An 18,840-nucleotide genomic window follows, 5' to 3' on the forward strand; every position below is an offset into this window, starting at 1 on the left:
AAATTATGCATCTATGTTTTCTGCAAAAAGTGCATTTTCTTCAATAAATTCACGTCTTGGTTCTACATCAGAACCCATCAGTATAGAGAATGTTTCATCTGCTTCAACAGCATCTTCTATATCTATCTTTAAAAGTACTCTCTTTTCCGGATCCATTGTAGTTTCCCACAAATCTTCAGCATTCATTTCACCAAGACCTTTGTATCTCTTAATATCATATTTTTTATCTCTTCCAAGTTCCTCTAATGATTTTTTAAGTTCTAACTCGTCATATACATATTTCAAAGGCTTATTCCCCTTTAAGATACCAAATAGAGGAGGTTGTGCAACATAAACATGTCCTTGTTCTATAAGAGGTCTCATATATCTAAAGAAGAATGTTAGTAACAATGTCATTATATGCGCACCGTCTACATCGGCATCGGTCATTATTACAATTTTATTGTATCTAAGATTTTCGATATTAAAATCTTGTCCAATTCCAGTACCAAAAGCTGTTATCATGGCTTTTATTTCATCTGATGCCAACATCTTATCAAGTCTCGCCTTTTCTACATTCATAATCTTTCCACGAAGAGGTAGTATAGCTTGGAATACTGAATCCCTTGCCTCTACTGCAGAACCTCCCGCAGAATTACCTTCAACTAAGAAAATTTCTGTATTTTCGTTATCCGATAATTGACAATCTGAAAGTTTTCCCGGAAGTGGCATTGCATCCAACATATTTTTCTTTCTTGAAAGATCTCTTGCCCTTCTTGCCGCTTCTCTTGCTCTTCTCGCTGAAAGAGCCTTATCTAAAATAAGTTTACCGACTTTAGGATTTTCTTCTAAGAAATCTGTCAATACATCTGAAACTACAGAATCCACAATTCCCCTTGTCTCAGAATTTCCAAGTTTAGCTTTGGTTTGACCTTCAAATTGAGGATTTGGAAGTTTTACACTTATTACAGCGCTCAAACCTTCTCTTACATCATCTCCGGATAGATTTTCTTCTTTTTCTTTTATGATATTATACTTTCTTCCATATTCATTAATAGTTCTTGTAAGAGCAGACCTGAAACCACTTAAATGACTTCCTCCCTCTTCAGTGTTTATATTATTTGCAAAACTTATTACATTTTCTGAATATGCATCAGTATACTGTATAGCTATTTCAACTAATGTCTTATCTTTTTCTTGGTCTATATATACTATTTCTTTGTGTATAGGTGTCTTTTTTCTATTGATGTATTCAACAAAAGATTTTATACCACCTTCGTAGTGATAAACCTCTTCTCTGACTTTTTCTTCTCTATAATCTCTGAAATTTATTCTAACACCTTTGTTTAAAAATGCCATTTCCCTAAATCTCTTAGACAAAATATCCCATTCAAAAATTAAAGTGTCAAATATTTCCGGGTCAGGACTAAATGAAATCTTAGTTCCTGTATCACTTTCAGCTACTTTACCAATTATTTCTAATTCCGAAGTAGGAATACCTCTTGAGAAAGTTTGTTGATGTATCTTTCCTTCTCTTTTTACAGTTGCTGTAAGTTTAGTTGAAAGAGCATTAACTACACTCACACCAACCCCATGTAGACCTCCTGACACTTTATAAGCGTCATTAGAGAACTTACCACCTGCATGCAGTATTGTAAGTACAGTTTCCACAGTGCTCTTCTTTGTTTGAGGGTGTATATCTGTTGGTATACCTCTACCATCATCACTAACAGATACACTTCCGTCTTTTTCAATTTCTATAGTAATTTCACTACATCTTCCTGCAAGAGCCTCATCTATTGAGTTATCAACTATCTCATATACTAAATGATGAAGTCCCTTGGAACCTGTAGAGCCTATGTACATACCAGGTCTTTTTCTTACCGGTTCAAGACCGGTAAGTACCTGTATGTTTTCAGCTCCATAATGCTGATTATTCTTTTCCATTTAATTCTCCTGTTCGTAACAGTTTAAAGTCGTTCTACATTAATTTTATTTGAATCAATTAAAAAACTATCTTCATTCAAATTTGTACTAGTTATAAAAGTCTGCATATTATCTAAACTTTGAGAAAGATACATAGCCCTTGTCTTATCAAGTTCCGAAAACACATCATCTAAGAGTAGTATTGGTCTTCTCTTGTTAAATTTCTCAAGAAAATCCATCTCGGCAAGTTTAAGAGCAAGTACTATACTTCTCGTTTCACCTTGAGATGCAAAACTCTTTGCAGACATTTCATTTATTTTAAAATCTAAATCATCTCTGTGTGGTCCTACAGTTGTAAATCTACTTTCAAAGTCCTTTTCTCTCTGTTCTAACAAAATTTCCATAAAAGTTTGTTCCATTTTATCTTTTAAAAATTTAACAGTTGAAAGATAAGTTATCTTTAGTTTAGAACCCTGAGAAAGTCTACTGTAGTGTTTTTTTGCAAATTCTTCAATTTCCTTAATATACTTAAGTCTTTCAAAGAGTATCTTCACACCATACGACGCAAGTTGAAAGTCATAAACTTTTAGCAATTCTTCATTAGGTCTCTTTAATAGTTTATTTCTTTCAAAAAGTATTTTTCTATATTTAGCTAAATTATATTTATATACAGGACTTACTTTTTCTATTAAAGAATCAATGTATTTTCTTCTTTCGCCAGGTGATAATTTTATCATATTTAAATCATTTGGTGAAAATATCACACACGAGAAATCCCCAGCATAGTTTTTTATATTTATAGAATCCGAATTCATTATATATTCATTCTTCTGATTTAAATTTAATATTATTTTAAGCTCATCTGAATATCCTCCACTCTCTACAGTAGCTCTTATATTAGCTGAGCTCTCTCCCAATCTTATCATTTCACTGGCTTTTAAAGTCCTAAAACTCTTTCCAACTGTTATCAAGTATATAGCTTCTAATAAGTTTGTCTTTCCTATTGCATTTCTACCTAATATTAAATTTATTCCATCACTGGGTTCTATTTCAAAACTTTGATAATTTCTAAAATTAGTAAGTTCTAATCTGTCTATCCTCATTCTACCATATCTACTATAAATTCTTCTGAATCAAACTCAACACGATCTCCCTTTACAAGTTTTCTACCACGTCTTGTTTCTACTTCAGAATTAACTTTTACAAGTCCTTCTTGTATCAAAATCTTGGCTTCTCCACCACTTCCAACCAAGTTTTTATACTTTAGGAAAGAATCTAATTTTATATAACCACTTTCCATTTAATTACCTACTTTGCAAGTCTTACAGGAAGTACTAGATATAGATAATCTTCGTCATCTTCTCTTATTATGCAAGGGTTAACTGAGTCTGTGAAATAAAGTCTAACTTCTTCTGACTCCATAATTTTTATTCCATCTAATAGATATTTTGAATTAAATGCAATTTTTAAATTTCCACCCTCAACTTTGGATTCTACAATTTCTTCAACATTTCCTATCTCAGAATTAGATGATATCTTGATAAATCCCTCTTCAATTTCAAATTTTACAAGATTTGCTCTATCTTCTTTAGCAAGTAAACTTGCTCTTTCAAGAGCTGATTGTAAATTTACTCTTGATATAGTACAAATTGTAGTATGAGATTCAGTTATAAGACCTTGATATTTAAAGAATTCACCACTTAGAAGAGTTGTATAAACTTCTGTAGTCTTAGTTCTGAAAAGAGCCATATTTCTTGAAATACATACGTTCACATCTTCGTTTTCTAAAACTTTTATAAGTTCATTTAAAGTTCTAGCTGGAATGATTGCTGAAGTTGTATTCTCATTAGGATTATTTACTGTTTTAAGTGCCATTCTAAATCCATCAAGAGCTACAAAATTTATCTTTGCAGGGCTTAAATCCATTAAAACACCTGTAAATACCATTCTTGTTTCGTCCATAGAAACTGCAAAAGATGTCTTTTTAATTGAATCGCTAAGTTCTTGTGATGAAATATTAAATGTATTATTTTTTTCAACTATAGGTAACATTGGATATTCATCAGGTAATTGACATTGAATGTGAAAATTTGATTTTTCACATTTCAAATTCATTGAAGTTCCATCTAAATTTATATCAATTGTATCACCTTGAAATTTTCTTATTATATCTCCAAATAATCTTGAATTTACTACTATTTCTCCTTCTTCCATAACAATTGCAGCAATTGAAGTCTTAATAGTTATTTCAGTATCAGAAGAAATCAAAACTATTTCATTATTTTTAGCCTTTAAAAGTATACCTTCTAATATTTGAATTGTACTTCTAGGAGATATTGCTCTTTGAGCAATTTGTATAGCTTTTATAAATTCTTTTCTACTTACTTTGAGTTTCATAAAGCCTCCTTTTTAATGCCCTATTATATTTTAGTTAGATAATAATAGTAGTAGGGCCTGTTAATTTGTGTATAAGTCGATTTATTATTAAAACTATCGAAAAAATTTAAATTAATAACATGTTGATAACTTTTTAATTAAAATTTACTTATCAACAACTATTCTTTAATCTCTTTTATTAAATTATTTATTCTTATTTTAAAAGATGTATCTTGATCCATATCTTTTTCAATTTTATTATATGCATGTATTACTGTTGTATGGTCACGTCCGCCAAATTCCTCACCTATTTTTGGAAGAGATAGTTCGGTCAGTTCTCTTGTTATATACATGGCTATTTGTCTTGGATAAGCTATATTTTTAGTTCTCTTTTTAGAATTTAGTTCGTCTACTGTGACATGGTAGTGTTTCCCTACAAATTCTTTTATTAAATTTACATCTATTACCTTTTCTTTTTTAGTATTATAGATATCTTTAAGAACTATTGCGGCAGTTTGCTCAGTTATTACACCAGTTGTCAGTTTAGAATATGCCATTACACGAGAAAGAGCACCTTCTAATTCTCTTATGTTACTTTTTACATTTTCAGCTATAAAATTTATTACATTTGCAGGTACATCATATCCCTCAGAATCAGCTTTAGACCTTAATATTGCAATTCTAGTTTCTAAATCCGGAGCTTGTATATCCACCACAAGGCCCCATGCAAATCTTGATATTAAACGTTCTTCTAAAGCTTTTATTTCTTTAGGTGGCTTATCTGATGTGAGTACGATTTGTTTATTTGAGCCGTGTAATTCATTAAAAGTATGAAAAAATTCTTCTTGAGTTCTATCTTTATCGGCTATAAATTGGATATCATCTATCAATAAAAGGTCAACTTTTCTGTATTTGTTTCTGAATTGCTCATTTTTATTAGTTTGAATTGAGTTAATCAGCTCGTTTGTAAATTGCTCACTTGTGACATACAGAATTTTTTTAGACGAGTCCATTTGATTTATAAAATGTCCAATAGCCTGCATTAAATGTGTTTTTCCAAGTCCTACTCCACCATATAAAAAAAGTGGGTTTGAATGCGCCATTGATGGATCTTTGTAGTTTTCAGCTACTGATAAACTTGCTGCATGAGCAAATTCGTTACTCTTACCTACTACGAAATTTTCAAAGACATATTTTGGATTTAATCTAGATTCAGGTAAGAAGTTATCAGATTGTGTTTTAACCGGAGATTCATTACCAGTTAAGATTCTAACGTCATAATCTTCATCCATTACGTCTTTTATACATTTTTTAAGAGTTCTTAGTTGCGAAGGATTGTTTTCAATCCTATGTTTTATAAAGTCTGATGTAACTAAAACATAGAAGATTTTATTGTATTCATCGATATCTTTTAGTTTCATATCTTTGAACCAAGTATCGAATGAAACTTGACTCATGGATTGACGTTCAAGAACACTCATAACTCTATTCCATAAATTGGATAGTGGGTCCATAATTCCTCCTGTTGAAAAGTATTTGTTGATAAAAAAATATGTATAATGTTATACACAATTGTAGATAATATATTGATTGATTTAAGATTAATATTGTTGGTTGTGGAAAAAATAACCACTATAATACAGCTATTTAAACAAAATAAGTTTAAAAAATAGAGTTTATCAACATTCTATCAACAAAATGTGGATAACCCTACTTATAAACAATATTTTTAATATAAACAGTCCTAAAAATTTATCCACATATATTTTAACAAAAAAAGATACACTTATCAACAAGCCAAAAGGCTTATAAACTTGTTTTAAGTGTATCTAAAATAAAAAAATATTAATTTGACATGAAACAAAGTCTTTTTAAATTTAAAATTTTAGAAGGGCCTGCAATTGTAGTTCCGTAGAAATATACTTCTTTATTTTCTAAATTTAAGAAATTCATAATACTTCTATTTCCTATAGTAGAACCTGTACAGAGTATTATATTAGCCCAACTTATTGCCTCTTTAAATAAATTGCCATCTTCTATTTTGATTCCATATCTAATTTCTCCTATGTTGTCTACATTTAAATCTAAAACTCTAAGATTGTATCCGGCTGATGAAAGTTTATCTATAAAAGCTGGTTGATAGCCAATCAAAAGTATGTTTTTATATAAATCGGCATTTAAAAAATTAGCTATTTGTTCAGCGCATAATTCAGGCTCTTCGTTTTTACAGTGAACGGTATTTGATATCAATCCTAAGTGCTTCATAACTGAATTTAAAATAGATATGAAAATTGCAATGTCATAATCGTTATTTTCTATATCTAAATCTCTTACATTAGATAATTTAATAGATAGTGCAGAACGTGAACTTGTAAAAGCTTGTCCAAGTGAATTTTTAAAATTTGCCTCAATTAAAACTTCTTTTCCATTTAGTAGAGGAAAATCTTTCCTTTCGGTTATACCTATAGCTTCTTTTTCAGTTAAAGATTTTAGAGAAACAAATATTTCTTCATCATCAAGATTATGTTCAGATATTAAATCTGAAAAATAATTCATCAAAATTTTATATATACTCATGGATTTTATTCTCCTTTATAATTTTATTAAAATCTTCAGATGAAAACTTATTTGAAAGTTCGCCTTTTTTCATAAAATAAATTTCATCTGCAAAGTATTTACATTCTTCAATATCGTGTGTAACTAAAATGCTCACAATTCCAAACTCTGAAATTAGATCTTTGGTTATTTGTTTAGCCGAGTCTTTATTTATATAGTCAAGAGCACTGAAAGGCTCATCTAATAAGAGTAAATCAGGTTTTTTTAGTAGAGCTCTACAAAGTGATACTCTTTGCTTTTCTCCACCTGATAGATTGTGTACAGGTTTGTCTTTTAAGTAATAGATATTTAATTTTTTAAGCAGGTTTTCAGCTTCAATTGTGTAAAAAAATTTATTTTGTTTTAAAATTTTAGGTGCGAAAATTATATTTTCAAACACATTTAAAAAGGGAAACAAGTTAAAATTTTGATATACAAGAGAAATATTTTTTTCATAGGACGGTATATTTTCTAAATGTCTCTTATTTAATATAATTTCTCCTGTTTGTTGATATTTTCCAGCTATAGTTTCTAAAAAAACAGTTTTTCCACTTCCGCTCTGGCCTAAAATTACAATATTTTTGGCTTCAGATTTTAAAGATATGTTTTTTAAACTAAAGCCATTTAAATTAAGATTTAGATTATTTATAGTAAATATTTTTATCACCCACACTTTTCTCTTTTATGATTATTTTAATCATTAAATTTATAAATAGATTGATTAACATTAAGATTATTGCAACTCCGCAGGCCACATCAAAATCTCCTGTGGTCATATTTAAAAATATAGAGGTTGCAAGAGTTTCAGTCTTCATTCTCGTAACCCCAACCAACATCATAACAGCTCCAAATTCTCCAAGACATCTTGAAAATATTAGTAGCACCATAGTTATGATATGTTGTCTTATAAGTGGAATTAAGACGTGAATAAATACCTTAAAGTTGTTTAGTCCAAGATTGTTAGCTGTAAAAAATATACTGTCGTCTACAGAATCCATAGCAGAATTTAGAAAAATTATTGCATATGGCAAATTTATAAAAAATAGCGCAAGAACTATTCCGGATGGTGTGTAGACGAAATCTATATTAAATATTTCCAAGTATTTGCCTAAATTGTTGTGACCATATAGCGTTATAAGAGCAAGTCCACTTACTAAATGAGGCATACTAAGAGGAAATGAATATATATATTTTAAAATTTCTTTATGTTTAGGATTGAAATGTATTTTTTGTGAAATTATAACTGAAGTTACGGAAACTAAAAAAGTTGCCAAGATAGAAGTTTTTAATGATAATTTAATTGAAAAAACAATTTCTTGTGGAAATGGAAGAGATATTATGAAATTGAAACCTTCAAAAATTATAAAAATAAAAGGTGTGATAATAAAGAGTATCGAAAAAATAACAAGTATTTTTGATACTCTTTCAAATAACCAATCCATTATTTTACAGTTTTGAATCCAAATTCTTCAAAGGCAAAACTTGCAGAATCTGATTTCATATATTCAACTAGCTTTTGAGCTAATTCTTCATTTTCTGAAATTTTTAAAGTGCCTATTGAAATAACTTGGTCTATTAAGAATTCAGGCTCAATTTCAACTATTTCTAAGTCATCTTTTCCAAATGCAGAGTCTTTAGTTACAATAGCAGCATCTACAGAACCTGTTTTAATAGCTTGATAAAGTTCGTTTACAGTTGCTGTTTTAACAACTACATTTTTTTCATAGTCAGTTATACCTGCTTTTTCAAACATTTTTACGGAAGTTTTTCCTATTGCATTTGCTTCTGCATCTCCAAGTGCAAGTTTTATGCCATCTTGATTTAAATTCTTTAAACCATATATGTTCTTTTCATTACCTTTTTGTGTAACTATAACGGGTGTATGATGAGCTACAGGCACAGATTCATTTGCAAGACCTTTTTCAATAGCTGCGTCATATGTAGGTTTTGAACCAACTATAAACACATCACCTTTTCCTGATTGTTCAAGTTGTGCTAAAAGTTGTCCTGAACCGGCATAAACTATTTCTAATTTTGCACCCGTTTTTGTTTCAAATTCGTCTTTTATTTTTTCCATAGGTTTTTTAAGACCCGCTCCGGCATAAACCAATAGAGTTTGGTTTTCGAATTGATTTTTTTCAACTTCAACAGCAGTTTTTGAATTGTTTTTTTCTTCAGTAGCTTTGTCTTTAGCACACGCTGTTAAAAATAAAAGACATATACATAAAAATAAAGCTGAATTTTTAAAATAATTTTTCAAAATAAATCCCCCTAAACGAAAAGTTTTTATAAACTATACGCTAACATATAACGTTTACATTGTCAATAATTCATAATATTTGTTCAAAAGTTATAAAAAATATAAAAAAACAAGTAAAATTTTTGAAAAATTAAGTACTGTCAGCTAATTTACTTGACTTGAAGGGATAAGTACAATATAATTTAATGATTGAAAAGAAAGGGGTGAAGTCATGAAGAGAACTTTCCAACCAAAGAACAGAGCAAGAAAAAGAGAACATGGTTTTAGAGCAAGAATGAGAACTAAATCAGGAAGAAGAGTATTAAGTGCAAGAAGAAGAAAAGGTAGAAAAGTACTTTCAGCGTAAGTTGAATATAAAGGATTGTTATTTAAAAAAGAATAGAGATTTTCAGAGAGTATATTCTAAGAAGAGAACAGATGGAAATAAGACTTTCACGCTCTTTTATAAGAAAAATGGTTTAGACTATAAGAGAGTGGGTTTTGTAATAACCAAGAAAGTTGCCAAAGCTGTTTGGAGAAATAAGATAAAGAGAAGACTTAGAGAAATATACAGAGCTAATTTTGATGTTTTAAAAGACGGATACGACTATGTATTTGTTGTGAAAAATCAAGCTATAGAACTGGAATATAAAGATTTAGAAAAGTCATTTCTTCATCTTGCAAAGAGGTTTGAAAAAAATGGTAAAAATAGCAAAGTTGTTAATTAGATTTTATCAAAACTATATTTCCAAATATATACTCGTGGGTAGTCATTGTAGATTTACTCCCACTTGTTCTGAATATGCCTATCAAGCCTACGATAAATATGGATTTTTTAAGGGAACTTACTTAGCGGTGAGAAGAATTTTAAAATGTCATCCATTTCATAAAGGCGGATATGATCCTTTAGTATAAGGAGGCAAGATGACCTACATTAGTAGTATCTTGGGAAGATTTCTAAAGCTTATATATGATGTATTAGCAGGTGCCTTCCCGCAAGAACCGGCGAGTATTTCTTTTTATGCAATAGCTATAATTATTGCAACAATAATTATAAAGGCAGTTGTATTGCCAGTTAATATTCACATGATGAAAAGTCAAAAGAAAATGGCTGAATTACAACCTGAAATACAAAAGCTACAAAAGAAATATAAGAACGATCCACAGACACTTGCTGTAAAACAACAACAACTATATAAAGATGCAAATTATAATGCACTTTCAGGTTGTCTACCTATGATTATTCAATTGGTAATATTAATGGCATTCTATAGAGTGTTTATGTATCCGGAGAAATTTGCTTTCACTGATAAAGTTATGTTTGAAAGTATGAATAAAAATTTCTTTTATCTGAACACTTTATCAGCAACAGATAAAACTATGATATTGCCATTAATAGCAGCATTTACAACTTTCCTTACTTCATTTTTAGCAAGCAAGAGTCCTGCAAATGCAGCAACTAATAATCCAAAAGCTCAATCAATGAATACATCAATGATGGTAGTTATGCCTATAATGATTTTTATGATGGGAAGAAATTTCCAATCAGCACTTACTTTATATTGGACTGTAAGTAATATATTTTCAGCAGTACAACAATATATAACAAATAAAGTTATAGCGCATGAAGTGGCGGAGGAAATTAAATGAATTATGTAATCAAAACAGCAAAAACTGTAGATGAAGCCGTAAGTCAGGCTCTAATAGAATTGAATATAGATAGAGAAGATGCTCAAATAGAAGTAATTGAAGAATCTTCAAAAGGTCTTTTTGGATTAATAGGTTCTAAAAATGCGACAGTAAAAGTTTCTAAGATAGAAGACACAGAAGACATCTTAAAAGAAATATTCACCGAATCAGAGAAGAGCCAACCAACAGATGAATTTGAAAATACAGTATCGACTGAAGAATTTACAGTTTCAACACAAGAAGTAGAAGAAGTTGAAGTTACTGATAAAAAATCAGCAACATCTGGAGAAATAGAAGAAATCAGTCGAGAATTTTTAGATAAGGTACTTAACTCACTTGGCATTGAAACGGATTTAGACGTAAACTTTGAAAACAACGTCTTAAAAGTTGAAATAAAAGGTGATGAAGAAAAATTAGGTATAGTAATCGGTAAAAGAGGTGTAACTCTTGACTCAATACAATATCTACTAAGTCTTATCGTAAATAAAAATACAGATGAATATGTGAGAGTTCAACTTGATTCAAGCGGCTATAGACAAAAGAGAGAAGACACTCTTAAGGATTTAGCTCAAAAGATGGCATCTAAAGTCTTAAAGACAGGTAGAAATGTCAAACTTGAACCAATGAATGCACACGAAAGAAAAATCATCCACGAAGCACTACAAGAGTATGAAGGAGTAATTACACATTCAGAAGGTAAAGACCCTTACAGAAAAGTAGTAATTCAAAAAGAAAGAAAATACTAAAATTAATCCCCAAAGCTTATGCTAAGGGGATTTTTTTATTTAGTTTTAATTTAAAAGCTGTCAACGTCTAGGGATTTGAAATTATTTTTTAAGTTCTAATTCACCACGGCACTTGCCGCATTTGATATTTTTAGAGTTGGCCTCTAAATATTTTATAACTTTTCCTTTTTTAAAATATTTGTATTCAAGACCACAGTTTTTACATACGACGATGTATTTAGGTTTGACATTGGCTTCAGAAATATCTCCAAGCCTTGTGATATTGTATCCATATTTTGAATTTACTTTTTCAGCCATAGCTTTCCATTTTTTTTGATGGTTAAAACAACCTTTTACAGAGTGTAAAATTTCATGAGCAATGGTATTTTTAAGAGCTTGTTCATTTGCAATATACTTTGTAATTCTAATTTCAAAATCAAAATCAGAATTGTTTAGTTTATTACAAGTGCCAAGAGTTGTCTTATTTGATGTCAACTTTACACTTGGTTTAATCTTGCCAACTTGTATGCCGAGTTGCTCGATTTCAGATTTTACTTTTAATAGAGTTTTATCTGCAATTTTTTGAGTAATGTACATAAATTACCTCTTTATTCATTATTTATGTATTATATCAAAAAAAGAAGCCAGCTGTTGATTAGCTAACTTCTAACAATAATTTATTCTTCAATTTTATCTATAAAGAACATTTTGATAGCAGATACAACTTGAAGTATGAATATAAACAGTACTACAAATCCACCTGCTGCGGCAAGAGCTTTTACTCCGGCAACTCCTTGCTCTCCTCCGCCAAATGCTGCCATTACTATGGCGATAACACCTATTGTAGCCCCCCAAAGTACCTTTAGTGTTCCAGGAGCTTCTGAGCCTATAGGAATGTCTTTAATACACATAGAAGCGATGTTGTTTGCTGTCGCATCTGCAGATGTTATGAAAGAAATTAAGATGATAAATAAGTTTACTGGAACTAATATAGCTGCAAATGGTAGATGTTTCATAAATTCAAATAGACCCATTACAGCATTTGAATTTTGAATAATACCTATAAGGTCAGCTTGACCTGTAAGTTGCATATTGATAGCTGTGTTTCCCCATACTCCAAACCAAATAATACCGAATACTGATGGTAAGATAAGGTTTACTATTAAACATTCTCTTATTGTTCTTCCATAAGAAATTTGCCCTAAGAATATACCTGTAACAGGAGCATATCCAACCCAGAATGCAAAGTCAAAAAGTGTCCAAGAACGAACCAAAGGTGCTCCACCTATATCTATAGGGTCAAGTCCCCATAACCAGAAGTTATGTAGCCATTCAGCCATACCTGCACTTGTGTTTCTAAGAATGAATAGCGTAGGTCCTGTAACTAGTAGTAATATTAAAACACCATAGTAGAAATAAGCATTTATATCGGCTAATTTTTTTAGACCTTTATCAAGTCCAACGTATGATGAAAGTGTGAACATAGCTACTATGAAAATACCTAGTGCAACGAAAAGTGTAGTGTTAGTTTCAAATCCGTAAGATGCTTTTAGTCCTGTGGTAACCAATGTTATACACATTGTAAGAGCTGAACAAAGACCTATTGAAATTGCAAGCATTGAAAGTGTGTCTATTATGTTTGCAAAGATACCACCTTTTATTTTATCTCCAAATAGTGGAGTAAGTGTTGCTGTTACGTTTAATTGTTCTTTTTTATTGAAGTAAACGTAAGCTACGATAACACCTGCCAAAGCATAGATTGCATATGGTACAAATGTCCAGTTGTAGAAACTTCTTGCAATTGCAAATCTAACGGCTTCTGGACTGTTAGCAGCGATTCCAAGTGCGTCAAGTTCTCCCCAAACATTACCAAGATATATAATAGGTTCGTTTACACCCCAAGTTACTATACCTGTTGCAACTCCACCTGTAAGAGTCATTGCAAAGTAAGTAGCAAAAGAGTATTTAGGTTTTGCATCTATTCCACCAATTCGAACATTTCCAATTTTAGAGAACATAATTACAAATGTAACGATGAGTACAGTCATACAAAGTAGTTGGTAAAGCCAACCAAATGATTCAAGAGACCAAACAAAGAATTTATTTGAAACATCACTAAGTGTTTGGTTACTTACAACGCCTATTATTGCAACTAATAGTACGAATAAAAATGCCGGAATGAACACTGGCCATCTCATTCTATTTTTCATAATTTCACCTCATAATTTCCAATAATTTTTTAGATTTTATAAATTGATATATTGTTTCTATATCTTTACTTAAGTTTCTATCTTTTTCATAGAAAGGCAACACTTTTCTAATTGCTTGGTAAGCGAGCTTTGTGCCTTCTCCGAGTTTAATATCTCCCCTTAAGTCTATTGCCTGTGCTGCGTGCATTGCTTCAATTCCAAGTATGTACTTGATGTTGTCTAACATTTGTAAGATTTTATAGCAAGCAAGTGGCAAATTAGAAGCATGATCTTCAATGGTTCCTGCTAGTGAGTAGAAATCCATTGAGGATGGATTTGCAAGGCCTCTGTTTTGAGTATCAAGCATTGTATAAGTTTTTTGAATTGTACCAAAGGCGATAACATCTATTTCCTTTGGAGTTAAAAATCTTGTCAATTTTGTAAACGCAGGGTCTGCAAGTTTAATCATTCTATAGCAAGATGTCTTAGACAAATGTGCCAAAGATGTTGCGACCATTTCAACTCCTATTGCAACAGTTGTGACTTCAAAGTTTGCACTTACAAAAGAAGTTCTCTTGTCTATTAAAACGCAAGGGTTGTCGTCTGCTGAGTTTACAGTGTTGTATAGGTGCATTTTTACAAAGTCAAGGGCATCTAGTACTGTACCGTTTATTGAATGTGCTCCTCTAAAACTTAGAGGGTCCTGAAGTGCACGGTCAGGATGTGGCTCGTTTAAATAACTGCCTTTTAAATATTCTCTACATTCTCTTGCAACTTTAACTTGACCTGGTATATTTCTAAGTTCATTTACATCTTCTCTAAGCGATTCAACAACTCCGTTTAAGCCTTCTAAACTCAAACAATAGATGATGTTTGACATCTTAACTATGTCTTCAACTTCTTTTATGATTATAGCTGCCATAGCTTCACCTTGAGCATTTGAAGAAACTATACTTAGACCGTCTTTAGGGCCGAGTTTTGCAGGCTTCATACCAACTTTATCCATAGCTTCTTTTGAATTTATAATTTCTCCGTTGTATGAAACATCACTCTCTCCTATAAAGGCAAGCCCAATGTGAGATAGAGTGGTTATATCTGCCTCTCCAATTGACGAACGCATAGGAATTCTCGGATATATACCATAATTTAAGAAATCCTTATACATGTTTACGATTTCAAGAGACATACCGGTATGCCCTTGAAGTGCTTTATGTAGTCTTATTAGCAAGATAAGTCTAACCTGTTCATCTGTGTGGTAAGGTGGAACTCCAAGACAGTGGCTGTTTAGAAGATTTCTGTTATATGTTTCAAAAAAATCTTCATCAAATTCCTTATCTTTATTCCAACCTACCCCACGATTTAAGCCGTAAACCGGCTTTCCTTCAGCAGCCATTTCAAATAAAATACTTCTGGCTTCTTTGACTCTTTCTTGCGCTTCGGGAGATATTTCCAATTCAACATTGTTGAAGGAAATATCGTATAGCTCTTTTAAACTTAGAGGCTCTCCCGTTAACACAAATTTTCCCATTTATTACACCCCTTTCGCTTTAAGTTCTAAAGCTTTTATAATTCTTTCCGGATTTGCCGGATAGTTGGTAATGTTAGTTCCAAGAGCATTATTTATTGCATTTATAGTTGCAGGACCTGGAGCTACAGCGGAAACTTCCCCAACACTCTTGATTCCATAAGGAGAAAATTCATCTTCTGTTTCGATGAGTTCAATTCTGACTTTAGGCATGTCTTGAGAGTTAAGTATGTGATATTTAGATAGTGTTCTGCTTGGAACGTATCCATTTTTATCTACGACTACTTCTTCATTAAGAGCCATACCAAGTATAAATTGACATCCTCCGTGTATTTGTCCTGCCACTAGTTCAGGATTTACAGCCTTTCCAATATCGTGTACTGCAAGAATATCTTCTATTTCGACAAGGCCTGTATATTTGTCCACTTTGACTTCAACAAATGCAGCGGCAAAAGCAGCTGGATTTTTATCAGGTGCATGGTGTACATATACAGATGTTTGGTCGGCGTACATCTTTTCTCTTAGAATTGCAAGTTCGGCATAGGTATATTCTATGTCTGAATCTTTGACCTTAATTTTTCCAAGGTCTGAATAAATTCTATCTATTTCAATATTTTCAATTTTGCTAACAGTTTCGATGAGTTTAGATCTTAATGCTTCTCCGGCTTTCTTTAGTGCCCCACCATTTACAAATGTAACTCTGCTGGCTTGTGTTCCGGCTGAATCATAAGGAGTAAAGAAAGTATCGGCTTCTGGCATGTGTATTTTTTCAATTGGTATATCAAGTGCTTCGGCTAACATTTGAGTAAGTGAAGTGATAGTTCCACAACCTTGCTCGTGAATTGCTATTTTGGCTAGTACACTACCATCAAAGTTAAGTACCAATTCTACATTTGTAAAATCAGGAAAGGCTCCAACATATCCGTTTCCATGAGTTGCACAAGCCATTCCAACGCCATAGGCATACCTGTCGGTATTCTTTGAGTGGATATTTTTATATTTTTCATACCAGTCAAATTTTTCCATGCCAACTTCTATACACTGTTTTATTCCTGCATTCCCGATATTAGGTCCCCCTACTCCATCTTCTGAATGAGGAGCAAGTAAATTTTTAATTCTAAATTCACAAGGGTCCATTCCAAGTTTTTCGGCAGTGTTTGTCATATTTATCTCTGTTATAGCGTGAGCTTGTGGCCCACCATAAGCTCTGCAAGCTCCACCGGGGATAGCATTTGTATAATATGCAACACCATGGAAATTTTGGTTTGGTATGTCGTAAAGTCTGAAGATTTTTTTTGCAAAGGCATTTGTAATACTTGTGTTGTTGGTATCATAAGCTCCGCCATCAACTGATAAGTCCACAAATCTTCCGAGGATTTTTCCTGATTTATCTACTGCCGTCTTTACATTTATCTCAGTTGAATTACGAGTAAAAGTTCCTATTATGGCTTGCTCTCTATCCATATATATTTGAACGTGGCGATTAAATTTATAAGCCACCGCTCCGGCAATTAGCTCTAAAAGAGGCATTTGCTTTCCGCCAAATGACCCACCCATTGTGGATTTTATAACTCTAATGTTTGAAACAGGCAGAGAAAGTATTCTTGAAAGTTGCATTTGTATCGCATATACAACTTGGCTCGGGCTTGAAACTGTGAGGATATTACCTTGCATATAACCCTCAGCAATGTGCGGTTCTATTGCCAAATGGTGTGTACGAGGAGTTGTTCCGGTGTCTTCTACAATCATATAGGCTTCATCTTTGATTGAGTTGTAGTCTCCCCTCGCAATTTCCTTTTCGTATGCAATGTTTGAATCACCGTGAACACAAATTTTATTCTCACGAGCTTGTTTAAGTCCAAGGACTGTTGGAAGTTCTGTATAATTTACGACTATTCGTTTTAAAGCTTCTTCAACACATTCTTTGTTATCGCCAAGCACAAGAGCAATTCTATCTCCAACACACTTGGCTTCGGAGTTTAAAAGACGTTCGTTTTTAGTGGCATTTATACCTGAAAACCACTCCATTGAATTATAGGGAACATCTGGTAAATCTTCAGCAGTCAATATTTTAAAAATCCCATCAACTTTTAAAGCTTCTTCAAAATCAAATTCGAAAGTAGCATGAGGTTTTTCACTCAAAAGTAGTTTTCCATAGAGCATATCTGAGTTATAAAAGTCTCCAGTGTATTTAAGTTCACCAGTTACAGCCTTTGTAGTATCAAATTTTTTTATGTTTTTTCCAATAAATTTATAATTCATAATTTTAAATCCTGTAATAAATCATCCATTAGACCCTTTATAGCAACTCTCTTGTAGTGTCTGGACTCTCTTGTTGGAATTGCCAAGTCAACTTCTTCGCTTGCAAGTTCTTGTAATTTTTTCAAGTCAATTTCACTAGTTAAGACAGAAGATAAGTATTCTTCAATCAATTTTGCCCTTGTAGGCACTACTCCAACTGCTCCTAAATATACAGTTGGATTTGAAATTTCAGAGTCTTTTACAATTAAGTTTACAGCACAGCTGATTTTGGAAATTGTAACAGCTTTTCTTGAGCCAATTTTACAAAATCCTGTAATTTGGTTATCTTTTTTCTCTAAAATTATTGATTCAATTACTTCGTCATCAGCTAAAGATGTCTTTTCCCTACCAAGTATCAATTCTTCGATAGGAATGATTTTTTCTTCACCTAATGAATTTAAAATCTTAATTTTTGCATTTAAACTATATAACGCAAGCAATACATCTGCTGATTGAGATGCATTGGCAAGATTTCCACCGACAGTTGCTAAATTTCTAATTTGTTCAGAACCTAGATGGTAAGCAGCTTGATATACTGAATGGAAATATTTTTTGATAAGTTCACTCTCTGTAAGTTCTGTCATAGTGACGATAGAGCCGATAGATACAGTAGAATCGTTTTCTTCAATTTTTGCAAACTCGCTCATTTTAGTTAAATCAATTATGTTATAATCAGTGAGTTTTTTATTTTTTATTTTGATTATGATATCGGTACCACCGGCAATAAAATATGTATTGTTATCTTTTATTTTAATTAATTCAATTAATTCGTCTTTAGTTTTTGGAGAGTATATCATTTAGAAACCTCCTTAACAGCAGCATCAATAGCCTCAATGATTTTTATATATCCTGTACAACGGCACAAATTGCCCTCTATTGCCCTTTTTATATTATCCATAGTTGGGTTTGAGTTATTCATCATAAGAGCCTTAGCGCTCATTATAAATCCCGGAGAACAGAAGCCGCATTGAACTGCGCCGTGTTCTACAAATTTTTCTTGAAGAATATCGAATTCGCCATTTTGTTTTAGCCCTTCAATAGTCAAAACTTCACAGTCGTCAACTTGAGCGGCAAGCATTGTACAAGAAGTTACAGCTCTCTTGTTCACTATCACAGTGCAAGCACCACATTCACCTTCAGAGCAACCCTCTTTAGTTCCGGTAAGATGTAGTTCATCTCTTAAAAAATCAATAAGACGAGTTTTTTCACTTACATCTGCAGAAACTTCCGCTCCATTTATATTACATGTAATATTCATATAACCACCTCATTATGCACTGTGCATACTTTAACATA

The 18,840-nt window shown here is 31.9% G+C and carries 21 protein-coding genes; 6 read left to right on the plus strand and 15 right to left on the minus strand.

Annotated features, from left to right (window positions below; genetic code table 11):
• Positions 1–3 precede the first annotated feature (3 nt).
• The 8 genes from gyrB to DYE58_RS06760 form a co-directional block, all read right to left on the minus strand.
• Complete coding sequence (gene gyrB / locus DYE58_RS06725; RefSeq protein WP_004819632.1) at positions 4–1,926, minus strand: DNA topoisomerase (ATP-hydrolyzing) subunit B; 1,923 nt, start codon at positions 1,924–1,926, stop codon at positions 4–6.
• A 23-nt stretch (positions 1,927–1,949) separates the two neighbouring features.
• Complete coding sequence (gene recF / locus DYE58_RS06730; protein WP_115312126.1) at positions 1,950–3,008, minus strand: DNA replication/repair protein RecF; 1,059 nt, start codon at positions 3,006–3,008, stop codon at positions 1,950–1,952.
• Positions 3,005–3,205, minus strand: coding sequence for an RNA-binding S4 domain-containing protein (locus DYE58_RS06735; protein WP_004819629.1), 201 nt, complete (start codon positions 3,203–3,205; stop codon positions 3,005–3,007). Before DYE58_RS06735 ends, recF begins: the two co-directional genes overlap by 4 nt.
• 8 nt (positions 3,206–3,213) lie before the next feature.
• Positions 3,214–4,302 (minus strand): DNA polymerase III subunit beta, encoded by a 1,089-nt coding sequence (gene dnaN, locus DYE58_RS06740; protein ID WP_004819628.1) that lies wholly within the window; start codon positions 4,300–4,302, stop codon positions 3,214–3,216.
• Positions 4,303–4,460: 158 nt separating this feature from the next.
• Positions 4,461–5,795 carry a chromosomal replication initiator protein DnaA gene (gene dnaA, locus DYE58_RS06745; RefSeq protein WP_004819627.1) on the minus strand — a complete coding sequence of 445 codons (1,335 nt, stop codon included), beginning with the start codon at positions 5,793–5,795 and terminating at the stop codon, positions 4,461–4,463.
• Between the two features lie 331 nt (positions 5,796–6,126).
• Positions 6,127–6,858: a Rossmann-like domain-containing protein gene (locus tag DYE58_RS06750; RefSeq protein ID WP_004819626.1), complete on the minus strand. Its 732-nt coding sequence runs from the start codon at positions 6,856–6,858 to the stop codon at positions 6,127–6,129.
• Complete coding sequence (locus tag DYE58_RS06755; protein ID WP_004819624.1) at positions 6,845–7,543, minus strand: ATP-binding cassette domain-containing protein; 699 nt, start codon at positions 7,541–7,543, stop codon at positions 6,845–6,847. The genes DYE58_RS06750 and DYE58_RS06755 overlap by 14 nt, the downstream gene beginning before the upstream one ends.
• On the minus strand, positions 7,518–8,150 hold the full coding sequence (locus DYE58_RS06760; protein WP_245946114.1) for an ABC transporter permease: 633 nt from the start codon (positions 8,148–8,150) through the stop codon (positions 7,518–7,520). The genes DYE58_RS06755 and DYE58_RS06760 overlap by 26 nt, the downstream gene beginning before the upstream one ends.
• Between DYE58_RS06760 and DYE58_RS11360 the strand changes: the two genes are divergently transcribed.
• Positions 8,092–8,334 (plus strand): hypothetical protein, encoded by a 243-nt coding sequence (locus DYE58_RS11360; protein WP_245946131.1) that lies wholly within the window; start codon positions 8,092–8,094, stop codon positions 8,332–8,334. The genes DYE58_RS06760 and DYE58_RS11360 overlap by 59 nt on opposite strands.
• Here the strand turns inward: DYE58_RS11360 and modA are convergent.
• Complete coding sequence (gene modA / locus DYE58_RS06765; RefSeq protein ID WP_004819620.1) at positions 8,318–9,136, minus strand: molybdate ABC transporter substrate-binding protein; 819 nt, start codon at positions 9,134–9,136, stop codon at positions 8,318–8,320. The two genes, DYE58_RS11360 and modA, sit on opposite strands and share 17 nt — an antisense overlap.
• Positions 9,137–9,347: 211 nt before the next feature.
• Here modA and rpmH point away from each other — a divergent pair, with 211 nt between their 5' ends.
• From rpmH to jag, 5 genes are read left to right on the plus strand one after another with little or no spacing between them, the layout of a single operon-like run.
• Positions 9,348–9,482 (plus strand): 50S ribosomal protein L34, encoded by a 135-nt coding sequence (gene rpmH / locus DYE58_RS06770; RefSeq protein WP_040552137.1) that lies wholly within the window; start codon positions 9,348–9,350, stop codon positions 9,480–9,482.
• A 1-nt stretch (position 9,483) separates the two neighbouring features.
• Complete coding sequence (gene rnpA / locus DYE58_RS06775) at positions 9,484–9,843, plus strand: ribonuclease P protein component (protein WP_306424711.1); 360 nt, start codon at positions 9,484–9,486, stop codon at positions 9,841–9,843.
• Entirely contained in the window at positions 9,815–10,030 is a 216-nt protein-coding gene (gene yidD, locus DYE58_RS06780) for a membrane protein insertion efficiency factor YidD (RefSeq protein WP_004819613.1), read from the plus strand. The genes rnpA and yidD overlap by 29 nt, the downstream gene beginning before the upstream one ends.
• Positions 10,031–10,039: 9 nt before the next feature.
• A complete protein-coding gene (locus DYE58_RS06785; protein ID WP_004819612.1) occupies positions 10,040–10,765 on the plus strand; it encodes a YidC/Oxa1 family membrane protein insertase in 726 nt (241 codons plus the stop codon).
• Positions 10,762–11,550 (plus strand): RNA-binding cell elongation regulator Jag/EloR, encoded by a 789-nt coding sequence (jag, locus tag DYE58_RS06790; RefSeq protein ID WP_004819611.1) that lies wholly within the window; start codon positions 10,762–10,764, stop codon positions 11,548–11,550. Before DYE58_RS06785 ends, jag begins: the two co-directional genes overlap by 4 nt.
• A gap of 81 nt (positions 11,551–11,631) precedes the next feature.
• Here jag and DYE58_RS06795 read toward each other — a convergent pair whose 3' ends face one another.
• From DYE58_RS06795 to DYE58_RS06820, 6 genes are all read right to left on the minus strand, one after another.
• Positions 11,632–12,126 carry a SprT-like domain-containing protein gene (locus DYE58_RS06795; RefSeq protein WP_004819610.1) on the minus strand — a complete coding sequence of 165 codons (495 nt, stop codon included), beginning with the start codon at positions 12,124–12,126 and terminating at the stop codon, positions 11,632–11,634.
• A gap of 80 nt (positions 12,127–12,206) precedes the next feature.
• Positions 12,207–13,739, minus strand: coding sequence for a BCCT family transporter (locus tag DYE58_RS06800; RefSeq protein ID WP_004819609.1), 1,533 nt, complete (start codon positions 13,737–13,739; stop codon positions 12,207–12,209).
• A 4-nt stretch (positions 13,740–13,743) separates the two neighbouring features.
• Complete coding sequence (locus DYE58_RS06805) at positions 13,744–15,246, minus strand: HAL/PAL/TAL family ammonia-lyase (protein WP_004819607.1); 1,503 nt, start codon at positions 15,244–15,246, stop codon at positions 13,744–13,746.
• Between the two features lie 3 nt (positions 15,247–15,249).
• The gene (locus DYE58_RS06810) at positions 15,250–17,505 is read right to left on the minus strand and encodes a xanthine dehydrogenase family protein molybdopterin-binding subunit (protein WP_004819605.1); all 2,256 of its coding nucleotides are present in this window, start codon (positions 17,503–17,505) and stop codon (positions 15,250–15,252) included.
• Complete coding sequence (locus DYE58_RS06815; protein ID WP_004819604.1) at positions 17,502–18,341, minus strand: FAD binding domain-containing protein; 840 nt, start codon at positions 18,339–18,341, stop codon at positions 17,502–17,504. The genes DYE58_RS06810 and DYE58_RS06815 overlap by 4 nt, the downstream gene beginning before the upstream one ends.
• Positions 18,338–18,802, minus strand: coding sequence for a (2Fe-2S)-binding protein (locus DYE58_RS06820; RefSeq protein WP_004819602.1), 465 nt, complete (start codon positions 18,800–18,802; stop codon positions 18,338–18,340). The genes DYE58_RS06815 and DYE58_RS06820 overlap by 4 nt, the downstream gene beginning before the upstream one ends.
• Positions 18,803–18,840 lie beyond the last annotated feature (38 nt).

It is taken from the genome of Peptoniphilus indolicus, assembly GCF_900454665.1.
Lineage (GTDB): Bacteria > Bacillota > Clostridia > Tissierellales > Peptoniphilaceae > Peptoniphilus > Peptoniphilus indolicus.

What these genes read in the sequence shown, in the direction of transcription:
- gyrB (WP_004819632.1), bottom strand. Translation starts at nt 1,926, where the DNA reads ATGGAAAAGAATAATCAGCATTATGGAGCTGAAAACATACAGGTACTT.
- recF (WP_115312126.1), bottom strand. Translation starts at nt 3,008, where the DNA reads ATGAGGATAGACAGATTAGAACTTACTAATTTTAGAAATTATCAAAGT.
- DYE58_RS06735 (WP_004819629.1), bottom strand. Translation starts at nt 3,205, where the DNA reads ATGGAAAGTGGTTATATAAAATTAGATTCTTTCCTAAAGTATAAAAAC.
- dnaN (WP_004819628.1), bottom strand. Translation starts at nt 4,302, where the DNA reads ATGAAACTCAAAGTAAGTAGAAAAGAATTTATAAAAGCTATACAAATT.
- dnaA (WP_004819627.1), bottom strand. Translation starts at nt 5,795, where the DNA reads ATGGACCCACTATCCAATTTATGGAATAGAGTTATGAGTGTTCTTGAA.
- DYE58_RS06750 (WP_004819626.1), bottom strand. Translation starts at nt 6,858, where the DNA reads ATGAGTATATATAAAATTTTGATGAATTATTTTTCAGATTTAATATCT.
- rpmH (WP_040552137.1), top strand. Translation starts at nt 9,348, where the DNA reads ATGAAGAGAACTTTCCAACCAAAGAACAGAGCAAGAAAAAGAGAACAT.
- yidD (WP_004819613.1), top strand. Translation starts at nt 9,815, where the DNA reads ATGGTAAAAATAGCAAAGTTGTTAATTAGATTTTATCAAAACTATATT.
- DYE58_RS06785 (WP_004819612.1), top strand. Translation starts at nt 10,040, where the DNA reads ATGACCTACATTAGTAGTATCTTGGGAAGATTTCTAAAGCTTATATAT.
- jag (WP_004819611.1), top strand. Translation starts at nt 10,762, where the DNA reads ATGAATTATGTAATCAAAACAGCAAAAACTGTAGATGAAGCCGTAAGT.
- DYE58_RS06795 (WP_004819610.1), bottom strand. Translation starts at nt 12,126, where the DNA reads ATGTACATTACTCAAAAAATTGCAGATAAAACTCTATTAAAAGTAAAA.
- DYE58_RS06800 (WP_004819609.1), bottom strand. Translation starts at nt 13,739, where the DNA reads ATGAAAAATAGAATGAGATGGCCAGTGTTCATTCCGGCATTTTTATTC.
- DYE58_RS06805 (WP_004819607.1), bottom strand. Translation starts at nt 15,246, where the DNA reads ATGGGAAAATTTGTGTTAACGGGAGAGCCTCTAAGTTTAAAAGAGCTA.
- DYE58_RS06810 (WP_004819605.1), bottom strand. Translation starts at nt 17,505, where the DNA reads ATGAATTATAAATTTATTGGAAAAAACATAAAAAAATTTGATACTACA.
- DYE58_RS06815 (WP_004819604.1), bottom strand. Translation starts at nt 18,341, where the DNA reads ATGATATACTCTCCAAAAACTAAAGACGAATTAATTGAATTAATTAAA.
- DYE58_RS06820 (WP_004819602.1), bottom strand. Translation starts at nt 18,802, where the DNA reads ATGAATATTACATGTAATATAAATGGAGCGGAAGTTTCTGCAGATGTA.